Annotated in this window: 17 protein-coding genes; 7 read left to right on the top strand and 10 right to left on the bottom strand. The window is 67.4% G+C overall.

What is annotated here, in order from left to right; genetic code table 11:
• Positions 1–8 precede the first annotated feature (8 nt).
• Together ACIRC0_RS16865 and ACIRC0_RS16860 are read left to right on the top strand one after the other, a co-directional pair.
• Positions 9–3,008: a DUF499 domain-containing protein gene (locus ACIRC0_RS16865; RefSeq protein ID WP_403616879.1), complete on the top strand. Its 3,000-nt coding sequence runs from the start codon at positions 9–11 to the stop codon at positions 3,006–3,008.
• Between the two features lie 716 nt (positions 3,009–3,724).
• Complete coding sequence (locus tag ACIRC0_RS16860; RefSeq protein WP_403616876.1) at positions 3,725–5,221, top strand: hypothetical protein; 1,497 nt, start codon at positions 3,725–3,727, stop codon at positions 5,219–5,221.
• A 297-nt stretch (positions 5,222–5,518) separates the two neighbouring features.
• On the opposite strand, the gene ACIRC0_RS16855 is transcribed toward ACIRC0_RS16860, so the two are convergent.
• On the bottom strand, positions 5,519–5,956 hold the full coding sequence (locus ACIRC0_RS16855) for a hypothetical protein (protein WP_403616873.1): 438 nt from the start codon (positions 5,954–5,956) through the stop codon (positions 5,519–5,521).
• A gap of 216 nt (positions 5,957–6,172) precedes the next feature.
• Between ACIRC0_RS16855 and ACIRC0_RS16850 the strand changes: the two genes are divergently transcribed.
• The 5 genes from ACIRC0_RS16850 (at position 6,173) to gltX (ending at position 11,983) form a co-directional block, all read left to right on the top strand.
• Positions 6,173–7,177, top strand: coding sequence for a CBASS oligonucleotide cyclase (locus ACIRC0_RS16850; RefSeq protein WP_403616871.1), 1,005 nt, complete (start codon positions 6,173–6,175; stop codon positions 7,175–7,177).
• Positions 7,178–7,179: 2 nt separating this feature from the next.
• On the top strand, positions 7,180–7,689 hold the full coding sequence (locus ACIRC0_RS16845) for a hypothetical protein (protein WP_403616869.1): 510 nt from the start codon (positions 7,180–7,182) through the stop codon (positions 7,687–7,689).
• 29 nt (positions 7,690–7,718) lie between these two features.
• Positions 7,719–8,639 carry an AAA family ATPase gene (locus ACIRC0_RS16840; RefSeq protein WP_403616866.1) on the top strand — a complete coding sequence of 307 codons (921 nt, stop codon included), beginning with the start codon at positions 7,719–7,721 and terminating at the stop codon, positions 8,637–8,639.
• The gene (locus ACIRC0_RS16835; RefSeq protein ID WP_403616863.1) at positions 8,639–10,108 is read left to right on the top strand and encodes an SAVED domain-containing protein; all 1,470 of its coding nucleotides are present in this window, start codon (positions 8,639–8,641) and stop codon (positions 10,106–10,108) included. Before ACIRC0_RS16840 ends, ACIRC0_RS16835 begins: the two co-directional genes overlap by 1 nt.
• A 501-nt stretch (positions 10,109–10,609) precedes the next feature.
• A complete protein-coding gene (gene gltX, locus ACIRC0_RS16830) occupies positions 10,610–11,983 on the top strand; it encodes a glutamate--tRNA ligase (RefSeq protein WP_403617349.1) in 1,374 nt (457 codons plus the stop codon).
• Between the two features lie 7 nt (positions 11,984–11,990).
• Here gltX and ACIRC0_RS16825 read toward each other — a convergent pair whose 3' ends face one another.
• The 9 genes from ACIRC0_RS16825 to ACIRC0_RS16785 are packed head-to-tail and all read right to left on the bottom strand — an operon-like array spanning position 11,991 to position 21,069.
• The gene (locus ACIRC0_RS16825; protein ID WP_403616861.1) at positions 11,991–12,977 is read right to left on the bottom strand and encodes a glycosyltransferase; all 987 of its coding nucleotides are present in this window, start codon (positions 12,975–12,977) and stop codon (positions 11,991–11,993) included.
• Positions 12,974–13,597, bottom strand: a complete 624-nt coding sequence (locus ACIRC0_RS16820) for an HD domain-containing protein (protein WP_403616858.1) — start codon at positions 13,595–13,597, stop codon at positions 12,974–12,976. The genes ACIRC0_RS16825 and ACIRC0_RS16820 overlap by 4 nt, the downstream gene beginning before the upstream one ends.
• Entirely contained in the window at positions 13,594–15,309 is a 1,716-nt protein-coding gene (locus tag ACIRC0_RS16815; RefSeq protein WP_403616855.1) for a carbamoyltransferase, read from the bottom strand. The genes ACIRC0_RS16820 and ACIRC0_RS16815 overlap by 4 nt, the downstream gene beginning before the upstream one ends.
• Positions 15,310–15,326: 17 nt before the next feature.
• Entirely contained in the window at positions 15,327–16,118 is a 792-nt protein-coding gene (locus ACIRC0_RS16810; RefSeq protein ID WP_403616853.1) for a radical SAM protein, read from the bottom strand.
• A 16-nt stretch (positions 16,119–16,134) separates the two neighbouring features.
• Positions 16,135–17,253, bottom strand: coding sequence for a hypothetical protein (locus ACIRC0_RS16805; protein WP_403616850.1), 1,119 nt, complete (start codon positions 17,251–17,253; stop codon positions 16,135–16,137).
• The gene (locus tag ACIRC0_RS16800; RefSeq protein WP_403616848.1) at positions 17,253–18,362 is read right to left on the bottom strand and encodes a radical SAM protein; all 1,110 of its coding nucleotides are present in this window, start codon (positions 18,360–18,362) and stop codon (positions 17,253–17,255) included. Before ACIRC0_RS16800 ends, ACIRC0_RS16805 begins: the two co-directional genes overlap by 1 nt.
• Before the next feature lie 3 nt (positions 18,363–18,365).
• Complete coding sequence (locus ACIRC0_RS16795) at positions 18,366–19,364, bottom strand: D-2-hydroxyacid dehydrogenase (protein WP_403616846.1); 999 nt, start codon at positions 19,362–19,364, stop codon at positions 18,366–18,368.
• Complete coding sequence (locus ACIRC0_RS16790; protein WP_403616844.1) at positions 19,361–20,671, bottom strand: glycosyltransferase family 4 protein; 1,311 nt, start codon at positions 20,669–20,671, stop codon at positions 19,361–19,363. Before ACIRC0_RS16790 ends, ACIRC0_RS16795 begins: the two co-directional genes overlap by 4 nt.
• A gap of 44 nt (positions 20,672–20,715) precedes the next feature.
• The gene (locus ACIRC0_RS16785) at positions 20,716–21,069 is read right to left on the bottom strand and encodes an ATP-binding protein (RefSeq protein WP_403616842.1); all 354 of its coding nucleotides are present in this window, start codon (positions 21,067–21,069) and stop codon (positions 20,716–20,718) included.
• Positions 21,070–21,162 lie beyond the last annotated feature (93 nt).

The raw sequence follows: 21,162 nt of genomic DNA, 5'->3' as shown, positions 1-21,162 counted from the left end.
GAGCAGCCATGACGACCAGCGTGACGCCGTGGTGGAAGGCGCTCAAGCTCCGCCAGGAGATCCGCAGTGCCTCCGGGCAGATCGATGACGTACAGATGTCGCTGTTCCGGGCCGTTCACGCCACAGGAGCCGACCGGCCACCCTATGCCGACGCCGACTACTACGGGGACATCACGCACCCGACCGAACGGCTCATCGACCTGCTCAGCGAAATCGCCGTCCGCATCGGTGGTGGCAACGACTACTTGAAAGCCCGAGCAGTCACTCGACTCGACCAGGGCATGGGTGGCGGTAAGTCGCACGCGTGCATCGGCGCCTACCATCTGGCCGCCAATCCAGGGGCCCTGCTGGGAACCGAGCTCGGTCAAAAGGTGATCGAGCGCGCGAGGGCCAGGGTGGGGCACCCGCTTACCAGTGACCTCGGACGTCCGCATGTCGTCGTGCTGCCCTGCGACAACATGACCCCGGGGGCCGGGGTACAGGAGCTCGACGGGCCTGCGGTCAACCTCTATGAGCGTTTCCTGTGGCGTCTGTTCTCCAAGGACTACACCCTCTTCGAGCGCTACCGGCGGTTCTGGAGCGACAAGCACAAGATCGCTGAGGCCATCAGCGCGGTGAACCGACCCGTTCTGATCATCATCGACGAGGTGCTCGACTACATCGGCAACGGGCTCGATGGCGCGAACCAGACCGACCTGGCGGCCCAGGACATGGCGTTCCTACGAGCACTGCTCGATGCCGTCAACGATGTCCCCCACGTCTCGATGCTGGTCGTGATGATCGCCTCAGACATCGACAAGACTGCGCTCTCGCCCGCCGCTCAGGCCCGCCGCGACGACCTGAACAGCCAGCTCGACCGCAACGGCCTGCCGACCACCGTGACCGGCGTGGGTGACTTCGCCGACATCCTCCGCCGCCGGCTGTTCGACGCCGAGCCCGCCGGTGAGGTGCTCGCCGCGACTGCTGCGCTCTACGAGGACGTGCTGACGGACAAGACGTGGAGCAAGCAGGTCTGGGATCCGATCGGAGCCGCGTGGCGCCGCAACTGGCCCACGCAGATGACAGCTTGCTACCCGTTCCACCCCATGCTGATCAGCCTGGCGCAGGAAGAGTGGAGCAAGGTCGCCGGTTTCCAGCGGGTCCGGTCCACGATCCGCATCTTCGCCGCCACGGTCTATGCCCTGCAGCAGCGCGGCAAGGCAGGCGAGTGGGTGCCGGCACTCATAGGGCCCGGAGACCTGCCACTGTCGGACAGCACCGTGCGGGAGGCGCTCCTGGGCAGCGGCCTGGTGGAGGACGACCGCACCATCGCGAACTACCGGAGCCTGGCCGAGATCGAAGTTATCAACCACGACGGCTCGTCAGGTGCAGCGCGCCGCCAGGACCTTGAACGGCCACCCAGCACTTGGGGCACGAACAATCCACGCGCAGCTGAACGTGCGGCCACCTTTATCTTCCTGGCGAGTGTTGTCGGCACCCTGCGCCCGGGGCGGGGCCGCGGAGCCAGTGCTCCTGAGGTCAAGGCGGCCACCAGCGTGCCGGAGACCACGTACACCGTCACCGACGCCGACGGCGTCGTCGATGAGCTGGTCAACCCGAACCGAGGGATGAGCGCTCTCGACATCACTCCCGGCCAGGGCAACAACAAGCCGGCCCGTTACTTCCTGTCCACCCGTCTCACCCACCGCATGCTGGTCAAGAACATCCGGCGCACCATCACCGAAGCCGAGCGTGATCAGGTCATCGCCGCCATCTCGAAGCGACTGGCCAGCAACGGCCCCTTCCGGGAGGTGCAGTTCGTCTCGGCGGACCCTCAACGCAGTCCTGCCGACGTCCTTGCCACCGCAGGCTTGGACACCGCCTACACCACCCGGCTCATCGTGCTGGACCCCGCGCAGTACAGCCTGCGCAACGGCATGGAGAAGCCGACCCTTGAGGCTCTCACCGTCGCCATGGGGCTCGGGCAAGGTGCCCAGCAGCTCCCCGTCCAGTGGGCCAGCAGTGCGGTATACGCAGTGGTGAACACCCAGCAGCGAGCCCTGGCACGCAACCTGGCGGTGGAGTACCTAGCGAGGCAGAAGGCTCTACAGGCTCCCGAGATCCAGAACGACGACGAGCTCAAGACCATCGGCGCCAAGGAGCTTGCCGAGGCCAAGACTCAGTTGGAGAAGGCGCTCAAGCGGGCGTACCAGCATGTCGCCTACCTTGCCCAGCCCGATCCGGACGGGGAGCGGTACCTCGACCAGCTCACGTTCGACAAGGACAACATCACCGCCCTCGACGGCATGCTCGTCTGGAAGGGCCTCGCTGCTCGGGACAAGGTTTTCGACACTGGCCAGTTCAGCGCCAAGGCTCTCCTGCACAACCTTCGCGACCACGACTACGGCAAGACCCTCTCCGACATCCGAGCCGCCTTCTACAGCGCCCCACGATTGCCGCTGCTGTACGGCGGTGACCGCGACCTTCAGCAGGCGATCTACGATGCTGTCAGCCAGGGCCTGCTGAGCATCGTCGACGGAGCGGGCACCGAGGTGGAGGTCACAGCACCGGGGCAGGTCAACCTCGCGAGCACGGGCCTGCGCCTCGCCAAGCCACAACCCAAGACGTGCGCCGACTGCGACCAGCCGGTTCACGAAGGTCCATGCTTCGTGAGCGCCGACGGCACCGTCGACAATGGCTCGCCGCGCAAGCCCGGCAGCTCAGGGGTCGACACACCAAGCGTGCCCCGGCAGCGGGAGACCGACAGGCCGAGTCCGGACCAATCTCCGAAAACGGAACAGGTTAGGGACCGGCAGGTCGCCTTCTCGTTCACCAAGAACCTCCTGGCCAACGCCGACAGTGCCGACGGTTTCGCCGCACTCTTCCGGGCGTTCTACGTGGCCCTAGACGAACGGCAGATCAGCTATCTGCAGGGAACACTCCAGTTGGTGATACAGGCCGATGAGGCTGAGCAGATCCAGCAGCGCCTAGAAGAACTCGGCATAAACGGGACGTTTAAGGAGATCTAACGGGATAGTCAGCATGCCGGTGACGGCATTCCCCGGTTGTGTGGATAGGCAGTCATCCGTTGGTGCAGTGTGCGGCACCGGGTGAACGGTCTGGAGCAGTATCTGGAGGTGCTGGCTGGGGCGGACGTGCTCTGCGGCTGTCGCCTGACAGACGGCCTCGAAGCCGGCGGCCATAGGGGTCGGCCTTCGGTGGCTTCGGTCGTCTGGGCGGCGGCCCCGTCCAGCGCCTCATGCCCGCATCCGACTGAGACGGAAGATCGCGGAAGCCCAGGCTGCTGAGCAGCCTGGGCTTCCGTGTGCCCAGGTCGGCGATGCGGCGGATCCGAGATTCGAACTGGTGAGAGGGTTGCCCTCAACGTGCTTTCCAAATGTTCGTCCGGGGGTTCGGCGCTGGTCGGGGGAGTCTTGGACTGCGGCGGAGCGTTCGGGGTGGCCCCAGCCGGACGGGGCCGAACGGGGGCGAATGAGACCAGAACTGAGACCAGCACCGTTGGCTGCCCCTGTGGCGTGAGTTCGGCGGGCTGTTCACGGTGACCAGTTCGCCGTTGGCCCTGGGGTGGAAGTTCGCTCCTCCGTGGCCGCTACGAGCGGCCTTGCCTTGCGTCAGGTCGGCAGCCTTCGGGACGTGCTGAACACCCTTTGTGCGTAAGGCAGATGGTGTTTACTGCCTGTCAGGTGGGTTGATCACGCGGCGTGAGAAGGAGCGGGAGGCAGTAGTGGAGCAAGTAGGGGGCGGAGAAGGCGCCTCCCCGGGGCCGTCTGATGTCAGAAACGAGCTCTCTGGGCAGGTGGCGGGCCCGGCCATCCAAGCAGGGGCGATCCACGGCGACGTGAATATCAAAATGACGGGCCCGCTGTCGGTAGCCATGAATACCGACGAGGCCCTCGCTGAGGAATTGCGCAGGTCGTCACAGATCTGGCGAGCCCGGTTCGCCAGTGTCGACTTGGTCAACCTGCCACGGGTGGTGATGCTCACGCAGGGCAACGCGGTGGCGGCTGCGGCACGGAGAGCTGGACTCGACAGCACGAGACCGTTTGGCGGGCAGGGGATGGCGCCTGGGGAGTTCGTCGGGATCGTTCGCCCCTTGTTTGAAACATGGGACGCGGAGGCGGTGACGCTCTGCGAGCGTACGGCAGAGAAGGTGCATCGTGGCCTTCTGGTCTCCTTCGAAAGTGCTATGCGCTGCAGCAACCCGCCAGAGGTTCCGCTGAAAGAGCCGACTGGAGTCCTGACCAAGGATCCTCACCTCGTCTTCCGTGCCGGAGAAAGAAAGGTGGTCATCACCTTCGACCCGCGTTGGCTGACGACGGCGACGGCGAATACAACGCTCCATGAAGCTGCTCGGGAGCCGCTGGTCTTCTCGGGTATCGGAACTGTGGCGTCGGTATCGGAAGAGGGGCACATTCGGATCTCCGCGCTTGTGTTCGGGCAGCCGGAGACCTTGATGCAGGCTCAGTTTGATTATATGAAGCAATCTGTTCTTCCGGAGCCACCTGGTTTGACGTTGGCGGACTTTCGTAACGAACTGTCAAGTTTGGAGCCATCGCAGCCCTACGGGGTTCAATTGCAGGGGAGGGAAACCATGAGCCGCAGAAGTGTCGCTCTACTATTGGATGAAGATGAGGTGCTGCTGCCTGGGCAGATCGACCGAGATGTGCTGACCCAGGTCTCGCGAGTCGTCCCCGAGTATCGGCGTGATCTGGGTGTGGCCGTCGCGAGTCTACTCTTCGACGGTAATGGTGTTGCGGCCGCTGACCTCGCTGCTCATTTCCTTGCTCGGGAACCCGCACTCTGGAAATCCCTCACGGTGCCTGGGCTTACTACTCTGATCCGGTCCTGCAATCTCGCTGTCGCTACCGTTTCTGGGCTCAGTGAGGAGCAGGCGGCGGATCTGCACGAGGCGATGCGTGAAGCTGTTACCAGTTACCTCGGATACGTCGAGGTAGACAGAAATTTGCCCCTGCATGAGCGGTTTCTTCCGGAACACGATGACTACCATGTCGTCGGTGCCGAATTGCGGTTGGTCTACAGCGCGGCAAAGCGCGCTCTCGACGAGGCTAATGGTGAGGACCTCGAAGCGCCGTTGGATGAATGGCGGCAGAGGGGATTGTTTAGCCGCGTGGCATGGGAAGAAGATCTGGAACAGTCTGCGTCCGAGCAAAAGGAGGCGTCGATGATTATGGAGGCTTGGTTGAACGCGCAGTCTGAGTGATTCCCCCGGGTCGATCGATCAGGAACCCCCTGCTAAGACGCTCGGATTCCGGGATCTGAGGGGAGCTGGCATCGGCACCAGTTTCAAGAAGGGCCCCCTCGTGCTCCTGGCGACATCTGCTAGGCAAGTCGAGCGTGTGATCACGGCCGCCGTGGCAGCCCCCGGACAAGGACGGGGCCGATTCAGGCAGAAGCTGACTGACACGCTCATGGCGTTCCGGGCGGCGTGTGCTGGCTGACCCGCCCAGGTTGCCCGACGGGTGCCACGCTGTTGCGGGCTCCGCCCAGCCTCCCCCGATCAGTCCCTGTCGGAGGAGGCTGTGGTGTGCGTCATGTTGAAGGTGAGGCTTGAGAAGTCCCGGCCTTGGAGCACTGGGCCATTCTGAATGCCGCCGCTGACGCTGTTGTGCACTTCGCCGCCCGAGGAACTGGCCTGTGCCCGCTGCCACCACTCATCGAGAAGTACGCGGAACTCGCCATCCAGGGCTGCTCGTACGCCGAGAGCGGTGGCTAGGGCCTGCGCACGCATCGGGTCGGAAGGGTCTCCTGCCAGCGCGGCAACTTCCAACTCGCCGGAGCTGACCTGGGGTGTCATGTCGTCTTGTGTTCCCTGTGTCGCGGCTCGTTCGAACGGGCGCCGGACCAGCGCGGTGAGTCCTTGCCATGTCTGACGCCCAGCTTCGCTGCCGAGGCTGCTGGCCAGCGCGGTGAGGGCTGTTGCGGTGATTGGGTCCACGCTGGAACTCCCTCGTTCGACGATGCACTCCACCTTAGCTTCCTCAATGTCGTTGTGCGGTCAGCGTGTTCGCGGTCCTGATGGCCGGCCCTGTGCCAAGTGATGGGTGGAAACTCGCACAAAAATTCGATCACCTTCTGTGGCGTCTCGACTGTCAGTGCCGGGTGATAGAGATGATTCGCGGGGGTTAGCCCGCATGGACGAAGGGTGGGCGGTATGGCCGGCGAGCGCCATGTTGATCACAAGGTCTTGGCAGGCTTCGCGGAAAGCAACGTGAACGTGCCTGGTGGGGATGCGAAGGGGCGCCGCCGGCAGGTGAGGCATCTTCGGGAGCGGTTGGAGACATACATCGCCGAACACCCTGACTACGACCTCGTCAAGCTCCGGGCCTCAGGCAGCACGGCGAAGCACACGGCAATCCGGCGGCGTCGGGGCGAAGGTTCCGACGCGGACGTCGCGGCGTACGTGCGCGTGGCGGACACGGACGTGGACGAGGCCGGTCTGCTGGAGTGGCTGCGAGACCGGTGTATTGAGGTATACGGAAAGACGAAGGTCGCAGAGGACTTTGTCATCTCCCAGCATGCGGTGGGGATCACCCTGCGGGGCTCCGGCCTGAAGATTGACGTGGCGCCGGTCCTCTACACCGGAGAACCCGACGACCGGGGTCATCTGATCACTCGTCAAGGCGAGAAGGTGTTGACCTCAGTCACTCTGCACCTGAGGTTCATCGAGAAACGCAAGCATCCGGACGCTGCAGGGCCCGGTTACACCGAGCTGATCCGGCTGCTCAAGGCATGGATCCGTGAGGGCAAGCGGAACGACCCCGACCTGCGCTGTAAGAGCTTCCTTCTCGAACTGTTGGTCGCTCACCTGTGGGAGCACGGGTGGAACGGCGAGCCGCTACAGGTGAACGACTACCCGCGCGCCATCGAGCAGGTTCTGTCCTACATCGCGGTCACCGGCCTGAAGACCCCGATCGCGTTCACGGACTACTACGAGGCAGACGCCGTCGCCTCGTCCTCGGATCCCATCCAGGTCTGGGACCCCGTCAACCCTGAGAACAACGTCGCCTCCAGCTACACCGAGTACCACCGCCAGCGACTCGTCGACTACGCCAACACGGCACTCGAAGCCGTCGCATGGGCCGCTGGCGCACCGACCAAGGGTGAGGCGAACGACGCGTGGCGTGAGCTGTTCGGCCCGTCTTTCCAAGGGGCGTGACGATGACCGGGACGTACGCCAGATCGGCGTCCTTCACCATCACCGATGCCCGGTACGTCGGAGCGAAGGTCGGTGCCGACCTTCGTCTGCTCCATAACTACTACGGCAAGCCCAGCCTCGACGACATCGAAGAGTACGTCGAGGAGGTCGCCCTGCTATTGCGTGACGGCTACCTGGACACGGTCGACTACGGGTTCCGGGACGCCGCGAGTAACGCGTGGAAGCTGCGCCTTCGTTACAAGGCGACCCTCGGTGGGCAGCTCACGGACGGCCGGCCGGGCAGCTTGCCCCGGGCGGCTGAGGTCAGTGGCCACAACTTCTACAGCTACCTCACGTACAGCCAGAAGTTCCTGACCCTCTCTAGCACCGAGCAGACCAAGGTCAAGGAGGCCCTGCCGTTTCCTCGGCAAGGGGCCCCCGCTCCGAGTGCCCTTTCCGGTACCTCCACGGCCGGCCAGGGCTATGCCCGCAATGGTGCGGGTGTCACCCGTGACGTCTACGCGGCTTTCTGAATTCGATTGAACAGCAGGAGGAAGACCGAGTGACCAGCCAGGACGACCTGTTCCACCCCGTGATCGAACTACCCGAGCCTGTTCGCCGAGCTCGGTATAACCGCCTGGTCGGCCTCGACAGCATGAAGGCGCGCTTGCGGAAGGAAGCCGCCTTGCTCGCAGACCCACGGTTGCTGAGTATGTGGGCCGACAGGCACCACGGTGGGGACGTCGCTGCGCTCACGCTGTTCGCCGATCGTGCCCCTCTGTTCGTCTTCGCTGGTGATGTCGGTTCCGGCAAGTCCGCACTCGCCGAGTCGTTCGGCTGCGACCTTGCTGACCAGCTAGATCTGCCCGTCTTCCTCTACCGGCTCAAGCTTGCCACCCGCGGCAGCGGCCTGGTCGGCGAGATGACCGCCCTTATCGGCGACGCCTTCACGCACCTGCATGCTGAGGGGCGCCGCGCACAGGGGACACGCGGGGTGAACTCGGTTCTGATCCTTGTCGTGGACGAAGCCGACGCCCTCGTCCAGTCCCGCGAGGCACAACAGATGCACCACGAGGATCGCGCCGGAGTCGATGCATTCCTTGCCGGAATCGACAGCCTTGCCAGCGCCAAGATCCCGGTCATCGTCGTGCTGTGCACCAACCGCGTCGGCGCCCTCGACCCAGCAGTCATGCGCCGCGCGGCCGCCACCTTTACCTTCACCCGCCCCGACGCTCAGCAGCGCCACGCTGTCCTTGCCCAGGCCCTGGACGGTCTCGGCATCCGGCCCGAGACCGTCGACAAGCTCGTCGCTGTCACCGGCCCCAGCACCGGCCGACCCGGCTATACCTTCTCCGATCTCACCCAGCGGCTGGTCCCGGCCGCCGTCCTACATGCCTTCCCCGACCGCCCTGTGCGCGACGAAGACCTACTCGCGCTCGCCGAACAGCTGAAGCCCAGCCCCGTCTTTACCGAGGAGTGTTGATGGAACCTCTGCCGGCCCCGAGCCCCACCAGCGTCAGGATCGCCGGAGACCACTACCAATGGCTCGTTGCGTGGGAAGGCTGCCTGGCACTTCTGCGCGAAAACGCGGCCCGATCCGAGAACCCTGTCGTCTCGGTGGGAGTGGAGCTGGACGGCGTTGGAAACCTTGATGACGTCGTCCTTCTGCGCCGCAGACCACCGCACACGTACACCCAGGTCAAGTACACCGTCGACAGTGCCACCCCCGTCAACGAGGAGTACCTGACCAAACCCAGTAAGGACGGCGGCCCATCTGTCCTGAAGAAAATCGCCAAGGCGTGGCGGACGCTGACGGCAGATGGCATGCCCGCCGACCTCGTTCTGTCCACCAACCGCGCGCCCGACCCGGCCGATCCACTCGTTGCCGTTCGAGACTCCCGCAGCCAGCTCCTGATGCCCAAAGTGGGCCTCCAGGGGCCTCGATCTGCGCTTGGTGCCGCCCGTATTCGCTGCGCAGAGGCAGCTGGCCTGAGTGAAGAAGAACTCCGCGAGCTGCTTTCCGTCCTCCGCTTCGATCTGGCCCGCGACCAGACCCACGTCCAGGAACGCCTGCAACTACTCATGGCGGTAGCCGGCTTGCGCCACGATGAACACGCAGTGACCAGTGGAGCCGATTGGGTCGCCAAGCAGGTCCGTGCAGGACACCGCACTCTCACCCTGGACATGGTCAAGGCGGCCGTTGACACTCTCGGCCTCAGGGCTGGCCCGGCTCGGGCCGTCCTGTCGATCGCCACACTCAAGCCGGACCCGGTGGCCGACGATGCCGACTACGCAATCGACTGGGTCGACCGTTTCGATGGACCAGACGATTTCACCAAGCGTCGCCCCTTGTCCCCTGCCACGTGGACGCAGCTTCAGGCGGACATCGAGGCTGCCCCCGCACGCCTCCCACTCGGGACCGCCGCGATCTCTATCACCGGCAGTATCCGCTTGGCCCCCGCCTTCCTGACCGGCGCCGCTTTCCGTATGGTCACGGGCGCCGACCTAGCTGTCCTCCAACGGGGTCAGCTCTGGTCCACCAGCGAGCCGTACGACGCCCCACAACCCCCGACGATCCAGGAGCACATCCTGGACCAAGGTGAGGAGCTCGCCGTCGCGATCGCGGTCGCTACGGACCCCACCGAAGACGTCTTGGAGTACCTGCGTGAACAGCAGGCCCCTGTCGCCAAGCTCCTCGTCCTCACCCCGCCCGGCGGGGCCAAAGATCGCTCCATTTCCGACTCTGCAGCTGCCAATGCCCTCGCTATCGGCATCCGCGACGTCGTTCGCCGCGCCACCCGTACAACTCCACGTATCCACCTCTTTATTGCGGGCCCAATGGGGCTCGCTCTCCTCCTTGGACACCGCTGGAACAGGCTGCGACCAACCGTCGTGTACGAGGACGTTCGCACAGCTCAGGGTTACGAAGTCGCCTTCACTGTCCGGGCATAACGACATACTTCGAGGCCATGACCGCAACAGTAAGGACAAGGCAACCGTCGTCTTCGCGCCGCAGGGCATCTATGTACGCTGGCCAGGCTGGCAGGACGATCCTCGAATCCGCGTCGCCGTTTCGTCCTCTGAGGCGGCTTGCGGCCCTGGGCTGCACCGCGTGCGACGGCGACGGCGAAAACGGGAAGTAATGCGCGCCAGGTAACTGAACTGTCGCAGAGAGTGGTCAAGCGTCGTTGCGATCGTCCGGAACTCCTTCCAACGGGTGACGCAGACCCTCAGTCCATCGTGCGTCCCACCCTCCGCTCTTCGCACGTCTGCGGCCTCATCGCGCTGTGGGAGGCAACACAAGGCCAGCCGAGCGTTCGAGGGACAAGGACGGCCGAAAAACGTTGGCGCGGGGGCGCGGCGAGTGGTCCGAGGCGTAGGTCCAGCGTCGGTACCCTGGAGCGCATGTCTACTGCCCCGGTTCGCGTTCGTTTCGCCCCGTCCCCGACCGGCATGTTCCATGTCGGTGGTGCACGGTCCGCTCTCTACAACTGGGCGGTGGCGCGACAGTCCGGCGGCAGGTTCGTCCTGCGGATCGAGGACACCGACGCGGCCCGGAACAAGCCGGAGTGGACCGAGGGCATCATCAGCGCGCTGGCGGCGATCGGCATCCATGGCGAGGACCCGGCCTTCGAGGGGCCGTACTTCCAGTCGCACAACGCCGACCGGCACCGGGAAGCGGCTCAGCAGCTCTTCGCGGCCGGCCGGGCGTACTACTGCGACTGCACCCGGGAGCAGCTGAAGGAGCGCACGGGGTCGGAGCACCTCGGGTACGACGGGTTCTGCCGGGACCGGGGGCTGGCCTTCGAGGAGGGGCGGGCGCTGCGGTTCCGGACGCCGGACGAGGGTGAGACCGTCGTGGTCGACCTGGTCCGCGGGGAGCCGGCGTTCCCGAACAGCGCGATCGAGGACTTCGTTATCGCCCGTGGCGACGGGTCACCGGTCTTTCTGATCGCCAACGTCGTGGACGACCTGGATGAGGGAATCACGCAGGTCATCCGAGGCGATGAGCACCTGTCGAACACGCCGAAGCAGCAGCTGCTGTGGGAGGCGCTCGGTGCCAAGCCGCCCGTGTGGGCGCATCTGCCGGTGATCGTGAACGAGAAGCGGCAGAAGCTGTCCAAGCGCCGGGACAAGGTGGCGCTGGAGGACTACCTCGCCGAGGGCTTCCTGCCCGAGGCGATGGTGAACTACCTCATGCTGCTCGGCTGGGGCCCGGGTGACGACCGGGAGATCAGGCCGTACGAGGAGCTGGAGCAGCTCTTCCGGATCGAGGACGTCAACACCGCGCCGGCCTTCTTCGACGTGAAGAAGCTGACGGCGTTCAACGGCGAGTACATCCGCGCTCTGTCGCCGGAGCGGTTCGCCGCCGCCTGCGCGCCGTGGCTCGTGGCCCCGTACGCGCGGTGGCGGCCGGAGGCGTTCGACAAGGATGTCTTCGAGGCTGCGGCTTCCCTGGCCCAGACCCGGCTGGCGCTGCTTTCCGAGATCACCAGCTATGTGGACTTCCTGTTCCTCGACGAGCCGGTCGAGGACGAGGCGTCGTGGAACAAGGCGATGAAGGCAGGCGCCGGCGACATCCTGTCGGATGTCCGCGCCGAGCTGGCTGACGTCGCGGACTGGAAGGCGGACGACCTGAAGGCCGTCCTGCTCGCCGTAGGCGAGAAGCACGGGCTGAAGCTGGGCAAGGCCCAGGCGCCCATCCGGGTCGCGGCCACCGGCCGGACGATCGGACTCCCGCTGTTCGAGTCCATGGAGTTGCTCGGCCGGGACCGCGTGCTGGCCCGTCTGGACGCCGCCAGCAAGAAGCTGGCCGCGCAGGCTTAGCCGCTGGTCAGGCGACCTGCGCCAGGAGGTTGCCCCAGGCGTTGCCGAAGTAGTTCAGGTCGAACCGGGCCAGGGCGTCGTACGCCGCCTTGGCCTCGGTGTGGCGTGTCGCCGCGCGCTGCCGAACCTGTGTAGGGAGGCGGCGGAGGTCCGGGGCCGGCTGGCCAGCCAGCGCGGCGAGGTCGCCCAGGCCGGCCACCGGGCGGATGAGGCAGGGCAGGCCGAGGAGTAAAGCCTCGGCGGCGCAGCGGCTCCAGCCCTCCCGCATCCGCGGGAGGAAGACACCGACGTCACAAGCGAGCAGCAGACGCAGGTACCGCTCGCGCTCGACGTCGTAGTGCGCGCCGTCGAGGCCGATGGTGTTGCTGCCGCTGGTGATCACCCGCAGGCCGGGAACGCCGGCCAGGGCTGCCGAGACCTTCTCGGTTCCCTTCCAGTGCACGGCCTTGCCCGCGTAGACGCCGATCACGTCAGGTGGCAGGCCGAACTCGGCGCGGCACTCGGCCCGGTCGTAACCGCGTACCTGCTCTACTTCGGCCATGTCGAAGGCGTTGTAGATCACCCGTACGTTGCGGACGCCTCGGGCACGGAGCTGGTCGGCCCAGTACGGGGCGACGCACACCACGGCGGCGCACTGCGGCAGAACGTGGAACAGCCGCTCCCAGAGCATGGCCTCGATGGGGGCGGAGTCATGTTGGAGCGGTTCGTAGTGGTGCAGGAGGAACACCGTGCGGGCGCGCATCTCGGGTGTGAACAGCAGCAGGCTGAGGTCGTCCCACACGAAGGTGCCGGTGGTTCCGTGCAGCGCCCGTATGGAAGGGGCCAGGCGGGCGAGGTGGCGGAGCTTGCGCCAGCGGCGGACCCGGTAGGTCCGCTTGTGGTCCGGGACGGTGCGCCATTCCACGTCGTCGGCCGTCACCTCGTGGAGCATTCGTAGGTAGACCCGGCCGCCGGTCCGGCCGACCGGCTCCATCGAGTAGACGACCCGTTTCACGGACGTACCTCCTGTATGTGGTGGACGTACTCGGCGTGCAGTCGCGCGTGCATGGTCTCCAGATGGGGGCCGAGGTCGCGGGCGGCGTCGGCGAGGGGGAGGTGGAAATCGCCCAGGGTCTGGAGGAACCGTCGGCGCCGGTCGAGGTTCGGGGACGCGGCGAGGTCGCGCAGGTTGTGCAGGCGGTCGGCGAGCCGGACGAGGAGGTCCTCGGGCGGGAGGGCGGCCTGCTTGGCGCGCCAGCGGGTTTCGTCGCCGACGGACTTGGGGCGCTGTTCGAGGCGGTGGTCGGCCGTCATGGCACGCAGGCGGGCGGTGAACGGGCCGCCGAGGTGATGGACGAGCAGTGCCTCCGACTCAGGGGCCACCTCCAAGGCGTCATGAAGGAGGGCGAGGAGGAGGGTCACCGGGCGGCGGACGCCGATCTCCGTTCGCAGGAGCCTGACGACGGCCAGCGGGTGCTCCAGGTATGGCGTGCCCTGGTCGCGGGTGTGGCCGTCGTACACCGTGAGCGCGAGGCCGGCGGCCACGCGGGCGCGGGGCTGCTCGTCCGGGCTCCACGCGGCGGCACCGAGCTCGGTCAGGACGTGGTCGAGATCGATGGGGTTCGTCTGCCTCACCTCGTACGAAGGGACGCGGCACGAGGGTCGGGGACGTGGCCGGCGAGCAGCAGGGTGTCCCCGACGGCGAGGGCGTCGAGGCGTAGGTCCACCGTTGCTGCCACGGCTTGCTCAGCGGTCCGCAGGATCGGGGTGCCTTTGCGGTTGAAGGATGTGTTCAGCAGCAGTGGCAGTCCGGTGAGGTCGCGGAACTGCTCAAGGAGATCGCGTAGGCCCTGGTGGTCGGCGGCGACGGACTGGACGCGGGCGGTGCCGTCGTGGTGGGTGACTGCGGCGATGTGGTCGGCTCGGCACCGTCGGACTGTGGCGACGCGGTTCATGAAGGGGTCGCCAGCTGACATGAACCATTCCGTGGCGTGCTCGGCGAGGACGGCCGGCGCGAACGGGCGGTACGCGGCTCGCTTCTTGATCGCGTTGAGTCGGTCCCTCGTGGCGGCGTGACCGGGGTGGGCGAGGATCGAGCGATGGCCGAGGGCACGCGGGCCGAATTCGAGCTGTCCCTGCACCCAGCCGACGATGCGGTGCTCGGCGAGCAGTGCCGCCACTGTGGGTGCCAGTTCGGGCCCGAGGTGGGGCAAGGCGTGGTAGCCGGTCGGCACCGTTGTCGTCGGCAGCGCGCCCGGGTCGGGGCCCCAGGCAGCGTCGGTGGGAACCGGCAGGCGTTTCTGCCCGAGCTGGTAGTGCCAGCCGTAGAGCGCGGCGCCCACGGCTGTGCCGGCGTCGTGCGGGGCTGGTGCGACGAAGAGGGTGTCGAAGCCGCTGTCGGCGGCCAGCTGGCCGTTGAGGTGGGAGTTCAGGGCGCATCCGCCGGAGAACACCAACGTTGAGGCCCGAGTGAGTCGTTGCAGGTGGCGGGCGATGTGGACGACCGATTCGGCGAAGACCTCCTGGACGGCGGCGGCCAGGTCGGCACGCTTGTGTTCCGGCTGTTCCGCGACGTTGTCGGTGATCCAGGCCCGTCCATCCAGGAGCAGCGGTGTGCTGCTGTCCGCGGAACCCCACGGGTGGTCGATGCGGACCTCGCCGTCGTCGCCGAGCCGGATCAGTTGGCGGATGTGTGTTCCGAAGCGCTGGGGATCGCCGAAGGCCGCGAGCGCCATCATGCTGCCTTCGGGCTCGTCGCCGGGTGGGATCACCCGCCGGGCGAGGTTCCGATAGAAGTGCCCGAGGGATGAGTGGACGCGCCTGGGGCCGACCGGGCCCGGCACGATGGCGGGCATGCCCTGGTGGAGGCGGTCGATGCGATCGGGCCACAGGTCGTATCCCGTGATGCGCTCCCGGCCGGGGCCGAAGTCGGAGCCCAGGGAGGAGCCGCCGGCGTCGATGACGAGGCCCGCGGCGTGCTCGTGCCCGGAGAGCAGGTAGCCGGAGAGCACGTGGGACGTGTGGTGGGAGAGGAGGCGGAGGTGTTCACCGAGCGGGGCGGGCAGGAGGGCGGCGAGTTCCTCCTGCTCCTCGGCCAACCACCAGCCGGCCGCAGGGTTGGGACGCATGGAGGCGGCCCAGACGGCGTCCACGTCCTCCGGTTCGATGCCGGCGGCCTCCAGGCACCACTGGAGCGCGCGGTTCGGGGCCGTGAGTGTGCCCTTGCGGGTGGGGTGGTTGTGCTTGACGCCGCTCCAGCGCTCCTCTTCGGCCGCGTAGATGCGGCCGTCGACGACTAACGCGGCGGCCGTGTCGTGGTGGAAGTTCAGTCCGAGGACTGCGGGCATGGTGGTGTACCTCCCGATCAGACGGTGAGGGCGGGGACGAGTGCGGCGCCGGAGTCGGTGTACTCGTGGCAGCGCAGGCAGAACCGGAAGTGGTGCCCGCGGGGCGCGAACACCTTGGCCGCGAAGTCCTCGTCCCAGATGCTGAACTCGCTGTCGTCCTTCGCCATGGCGTTGAAGCAGCGGTAGCAGGACCCGTCCATCTCGATCATCAGGTGCTGGTCGAGGTAACGGTCGCAGAGGCCACGCAGCTCGTTCGCGGGCTGGCCGACGTCGACGTGGTGCACGTGGTTGGTGACGTGGACGGCGCCGTACTTCTCGCACAGCGTCCCGAGCTGCGTGAGCCGGGTGGAACTGATGCCTTCCAGGACGCTGTTGACGACCACGGTCTTGCCGGCTTCGCGGAGGCGGGGCACGACGGCGTGCACCTCGTCGTAGTTGCCGTGTTCGTCGTCGCAGCCGATGAGGATCTGGTCGTAGGAGCGGAGCGTCGCGTCCATGATCGGCTGGTTGCGGGCCAGCGTGATGGCGTTCGTGCCCAGGACCATGACCTTGTCCGGCAGCCGCGAGCGGGCGGCGTCGCTGAGCGCCGGGAAGTCCCGGTGCACGGTGGGTTCGCCGCCGTTGATGTGCAGCTGCTGGAAGGGGATGGTCTCCAGCCGGGTCAGGATGGTGCAGAACAGATCCAGGGACATGTTCTCGCCCTGGGCGCCGTCGGCGAAGATGCAGAAGTCGCAGTGCCGGTTGCACTTCGTGGTGATCTTGACCTTCGCCGTTTTGAGAGTGCGAGGATCCGGCGCACGCGCGGGCATGGCGAATCTCCTTGGGTCAGAGGTGGACGTCGTCGGGCGTGAGGCTGAGGAAGTCCTGGACGGTGGTTTTCTGCTGGTGCCAGCGCGTGAGGGTTGCGCGCAGGGTGTCGACGGTGGTCGGTCCGGTGGGGATCAACGCCGCCATCCGGGCGGCCAGCCGCTGGGCGGCAGTCGCCTCGTCTGCCGCGAGCACGGTCAGGGTGTGCGCGGCGGAGCGAAGTTCCTTCGCCTCCCGCCGGATCAGATACTCGGTCGCCACGCCGGGCGGCGGGTCGAGGTAGTAGAGCCAGCGGGCGACGCGTACACGGAGCATTCCGGCGGTCATCACCCAGTCGGTACGGGCGTGTTCCTGGCCCTGGCCGTCGGCGCGGTCGCCATCGGGAACGCGGCGCATGGCCGCTTCCAGGGCGACATGGGCCGCGCGGAGCAGGTGGCGCGGACTCCGTGGGCGGGTACCGGAGAGATGCTCCGGGCGCCGGAGGAACAGCTCGGCGTATCCATCCAATCCCTCCGGCCGCCACTGGGTGAGAGCCGCCGTCTTTCCGGGGCAGCGCGTCCGTGTCGCGAGCGCGGCGGCGGCGAACCAGCAGGGAGCGAGGTAGTGCCAGGCCACGCAGTGGCGCCGGTACGCGGCTATGTCCTCGACCACGTTGTCCGTGCTGTCCGCGGCCAGCTGGTACCGGCCGCCCATCCGGGCCTGGAGGATTCCCCGGTAGAACCGCTCGTCGACCGCGCACCAGGGCGCCATCTGGGCCTGGGACTTCCAGCGCTGGAAGTCCCGGGCGCTCCCGCTGATCAGCGACCAGGTCGCGAGTTCGGGCGCGGAGACGAGTCGCCGGTCCGCCTCGGTCACGGTGAACGCGAAGCCGGGCGGGTGCTCCAGGAGACGTCGATGGGAGACCTCCCGGCCGACCGCGGCGGCGTGTGCGGCGGCCAGGCGGTGGTTCCACTCTTCCCAGTCGGCAGGTGCCTGGGGCAGGAGGACGCGTACGTCGATGTCGGAGTGCGGAGCCAGCAGGTCGGCCGGCTGCCACTTGTGGGTGAGCATCACGGCCCTGACCCCGTGAGCGTCCAGCTCCCGTTCGTACAGAGCGCCGAGTCCCTGGTAGAGAGGCGGCGCGTCGACCACGACCATCACCGTTCCCCGGTGGAGGCGCGGGCGCAGGAGGGGCCGGCCGCTTCAGTGGGGATGACGGGGAGCAGGGGCATGATCGGAGTGCCTTCGGGACGCTCCATCCGGTCCCAGCGCAGGTCGTAGTCGACGTAGTGGAAGCCCTGCCAGGCGTCGTTGGTGTTGCGGTCGAGCATGGCCTGGAAGAGGTGGGCGAAGGCGTCGCCGAGGGTGCCGTCGGCGAGGTGGGGCTTCAGGGGGATGTCGCGGTTGTGCAGGATGCAGGGTCGTGCCACTCCGGTGGGCGTGATCTTGATTCGGTTGGCGTCGGAGCAGGTGGCGCAGCTGGAGTTGGAGATGAAGCCGATCGACCCTGCCCAGCCGTCGGGACGGAGGTACTGCCCGGGGCTGCGGACGCCCAGCTGGTCCCGGGAGACTTCGCCGGCGTTCGCGAACCACTCCTGGAGGCGGTCGCGGACCTCTGCCTCGGTGATGAACTCGGTGTCGAACAGTGCCTGGGCGGGGCCGATGTTCTGGAGTTCGATCAGGCGGACGGCGACGGGCAGGTCGCGGGCGAGTTGGGCCACGGTGAAGGCGTCGTCCAGGTAGGTGCGCTGAAGCACGCAGTTGATCTTCACGCGCAGGCCGAGGGCGAGGGCGGTGTCGAGGGTGCTCCGGGTGGTGCGCGGGTCGCCGCCGCCCATGATCGCGGCGGAGCGCGCCGGGTCGAGGCTGTGGAGGCTGAGGTTGAGGTAGGTCAGGCCGGCGCGGTGAAGCTGTTCGACGCTCAGCCCCCGGCGCAGGTTGCCGTGGCTGGTCATGCCGATCGCGGTGTCGGGCCCGAGGCCGTCGGCGAGGCCCGCGATGACGTCGAGGATGTCGGCGCGGAGGGTCGGTTCACCGCCGGAGCAGTGTGCCTTCCTGATCTTCCAGGACCCGGCCTCGGTGGCGATGGCCGCGTAGTCGGAGGCGGTCAGGGGCCGGTCCTTGTGCCCGTAGTCCGGCATGCACCGGGGCTTGCAGAAGACGCAGTCCAGGTTGCACAGCGAGTTCAGGGTGAAGGCCAGGTAGGGGTGGTTGCGGCCTGCGGCGGCGAAGGCGGCGGCCAGGTCGTCGTGGTCTGCGGTGGGCATTGGTCAGCCTCCTACGAGCGGAGAGCGGGTGGCGGGCGCCTCGGCCAGGCCGTTGAGGGGCTGGCCCGAGAGGTAGCGGTGCAGGTTGTCGGCGAAGAACGCGACCGCCTCGTCCATGTACGCGCGGCAGAACACCGAGCTTTTCGGGGTGAGTACGACCCGGGGGTGGAGCCGCAGCGGATGGCGGGCGGGCAGCGGTTTCGGATCGAACACGTCCAGGGCCGCGCCGCGCAGGTGGCCGGTGTCGAGGGAGGCCAGGAGGGCTGACTGGTCGACGGTTGCCGCGCGGCCGAGGTTGAGGAAGAGAGAGCGGGGCTTGCACGCCGAGAAGAGGTCGTGGCCGAAGTAGTGGTCCTTCGCCGGGGTCGCGGGCAGCAGATTGACCACTACGTCGGCGATGGACACCGCCTGGTGCACCGCCGTGGTGTGTACCCACGTGATCCCGCCCTCGGAAGCCGCAGGTGGTGTCCGGCGTACGCCGATGACGTTCATGCCGAAGGCCCGAGCGGCCTGGGCGAGGTGGCGTCCGACGCTGCCGCAGCCGACGATGGTCATCGTCGCCCCGGCCAGGTCGAAGAACTCCTCGGCCAGGTCGTCCTTCCACCAGGCACGGTTCCGCTGGACGCGCTGGCTGATGAACAGCCCGCGGGAGAAGCCCAGGACCAGGCCCATGGCGTGCTCGGCCATGGGCTTGCCGTGGAAGCCGTAGGAGCGGGTCAGGGCTACCCCGACGGAGTGCGCCTCGGCGACGGGCAGATGGTTAGTGCCGGCGGCCGGGGAAGCGATCCACTTCAGATGTGGGGCGCCGAACAGCCATGAGGGCGCGAATCGCCACCCGAAGTAGACGTGTGCGTCGGCCAGCTGGTGCGGCACGGCCTCCTCGGTCGCCCTGCGGAACTCGATGCCGGGGAAGGCGGCGGATAGTGCACGCTCGTGCTCGGAGGACAGCCGCCAGAAGGAGTGCGGGGACTCCAGGCTGATGAGCACCACCGGCTGGTTCATCGCGTGCGGCCCTCCGCGGTGGCTGGCTGCGCCAGCGCCCAAGGGGCGATGCGGTCCATGACGGAACCGATGCTGGCGTCGTAGTCATGGCGGGTGCGCACCAGGGCCGCCCCGGCGCTCCGGAGCCGATCGCGTTCCCGCGGCAGGACGGTCAGGGCCCGCTGCAGGGCGGAGGCGAGGGACCTGGGGTCTTGCGGTGCGGCAGTGAAGCCGGTCTCCCCGTCGATGACGGTCTGTGCCAGGCCGCCGGCAGTGGTCGCGACCACCGGGCTGGCACCGGCTGCGAACGCCTCCAGGGGTATCCGGCCAAAGGGCTCCTCGCGAGAGGGAACGATGACCGCGCGCAGGGCCGGGCTGTGCAGCCAGGCACGGATCGCGGGGGTGAAGCGAGTGATCAGAGTCGCGTCCAGGTCGTGCGCGCGGATGTGCGCCGCCAGGTCCTGCTGGTACGAGGAGGGGCGCTGGTGTTCCTCCGAGGTCACGGCAGCCAACAGCAGGTGAGGAACGGGGACACCGCGTTCCTTCAGCAGGCGCAACGTCTCCAGGAGGTCTTCGAAGCCTTTCGTCGGAACCGCGCGGCCCATGGCGAGAAGGAATCCGGCGCGGGCCTTGAAAGGCAGAGGCAGGGCCATGGCCGGCCTGCCCATCTCTTCCCGGATCAGCCCGTTCGGGAGGTTCACGATGCTCGCCCGAGGGACGGCGTAGTTGACGACGAGGTGGCCTCGCATGTGGGAGGAGATGGCCCCGACGCGTCCGCCTCGGCGGGTCGCCGCTCGCAGGGCGTCGCGCTCCCAGCGGACGCGGGAGACATCCTTGGGCCGCGTCAGCGCGGTCGCGGAGCGGGGTACGAGCAGCAGGTCCGTGGTCGGCGACGTGTAGGGGGCGAGCCCGAGGAACGGGATGTCGAGGCCGACGAGGAGGCACCGGCTCGCGCGGGCGGCGATGCGCATGGCCGCCTCGCCCGCCAGGTCGCACAGCTGGATCGAACCGCGGACCGAGTCCGGTGGCGCTTGGACCTTCGGGATCGTGATGACCTCGGCCTCGGCCTGTCGCAGCATCTGCCGCACCTCGCCGGCCCACCGCTGATTGTGCGCTCCCGCGGTCTCCGGCACGTGTGGGGTGATCACTGAGAGGCGGCCTGTCGGCAGGAGCCGGACCAGTGCCGTGAGGAAGGCGCGGTTGCTGAAGCCGGTGCCTGACTCCGCGCCGTAGAAGCCCTCGTGGAGAGCGACGACGACCCTGGGCTGGCGAGCGGCGTCCGGCCCAGCCGTCGGCGGGGGTGGTGGAGTCGCATGGTCGATGCGCACTGTGTGGTGCCTCCTTGGAGGACGGGTTTGGGCAGGCGTGGACATCAGGCGCCGGCGGACGAAGAGCACGGCCTGTGGGTGAGTCGGCACCAGGCACGAGAGCCGTGGGTGCCAGTGGTCAGCGACCAGGCGTCGGCCAAGGCATCGACGATGACCAGTCCCCGTCCTGATTCGGCCTGCTCGTCGGGAGCGGCAGGAGAAGCGGGTGCGGGTCGGGAACAGCCGCCGTCGGTGACGGTGATCTCGACCTCCAGGCCGCCGCTGGCCAGACTCCTGCGGTCGACGCACAGAACCAACGGAGGACTGCCCGAGACGAAGGCGTTCGTCGCGAGCTCCGATCCGATCAGGCGGGCATCGGCAAGTACGTCCGTCTCCGTGCCGCGCAGCGCCAGCGTCACGGCGCACCGGGCGACCTCGGCCGCTTCCGGTCCGTACGGCAGATCCGTGATCAGGGTGGTCGTGCCGTCTCCAGCGACAAGCCCGCGTCCGGG

The organism is Streptomyces sp. NPDC093984, from assembly GCF_044764595.1.
Classification (GTDB): domain Bacteria; phylum Actinomycetota; class Actinomycetes; order Streptomycetales; family Streptomycetaceae; genus Streptomyces; species Streptomyces cynarae.
The sequence above is the reverse complement of the archived record's forward strand: the minus strand, read 5'-3'. Positions and strand labels throughout refer to the sequence as shown.

Excerpts from the sequence above, each read along its gene's own strand:
- ACIRC0_RS16800 (WP_403616848.1), bottom strand. The coding sequence starts at position 18,362 with ATGCCCACCGCAGACCACGACGACCTGGCCGCCGCCTTCGCCGCCGCA.
- ACIRC0_RS16835 (WP_403616863.1), top strand. The coding sequence starts at position 8,639 with ATGGAACCTCTGCCGGCCCCGAGCCCCACCAGCGTCAGGATCGCCGGA.
- ACIRC0_RS16795 (WP_403616846.1), bottom strand. The coding sequence starts at position 19,364 with ATGAACCAGCCGGTGGTGCTCATCAGCCTGGAGTCCCCGCACTCCTTC.
- ACIRC0_RS16845 (WP_403616869.1), top strand. The coding sequence starts at position 7,180 with ATGACCGGGACGTACGCCAGATCGGCGTCCTTCACCATCACCGATGCC.
- gltX (WP_403617349.1), top strand. The coding sequence starts at position 10,610 with ATGTTCCATGTCGGTGGTGCACGGTCCGCTCTCTACAACTGGGCGGTG.
- ACIRC0_RS16865 (WP_403616879.1), top strand. The coding sequence starts at position 9 with ATGACGACCAGCGTGACGCCGTGGTGGAAGGCGCTCAAGCTCCGCCAG.
- ACIRC0_RS16810 (WP_403616853.1), bottom strand. The coding sequence starts at position 16,118 with ATGCCCGCGCGTGCGCCGGATCCTCGCACTCTCAAAACGGCGAAGGTC.
- ACIRC0_RS16805 (WP_403616850.1), bottom strand. The coding sequence starts at position 17,253 with ATGGTCGTGGTCGACGCGCCGCCTCTCTACCAGGGACTCGGCGCTCTG.
- ACIRC0_RS16815 (WP_403616855.1), bottom strand. The coding sequence starts at position 15,309 with ATGCCCGCAGTCCTCGGACTGAACTTCCACCACGACACGGCCGCCGCG.
- ACIRC0_RS16850 (WP_403616871.1), top strand. The coding sequence starts at position 6,173 with ATGGCCGGCGAGCGCCATGTTGATCACAAGGTCTTGGCAGGCTTCGCG.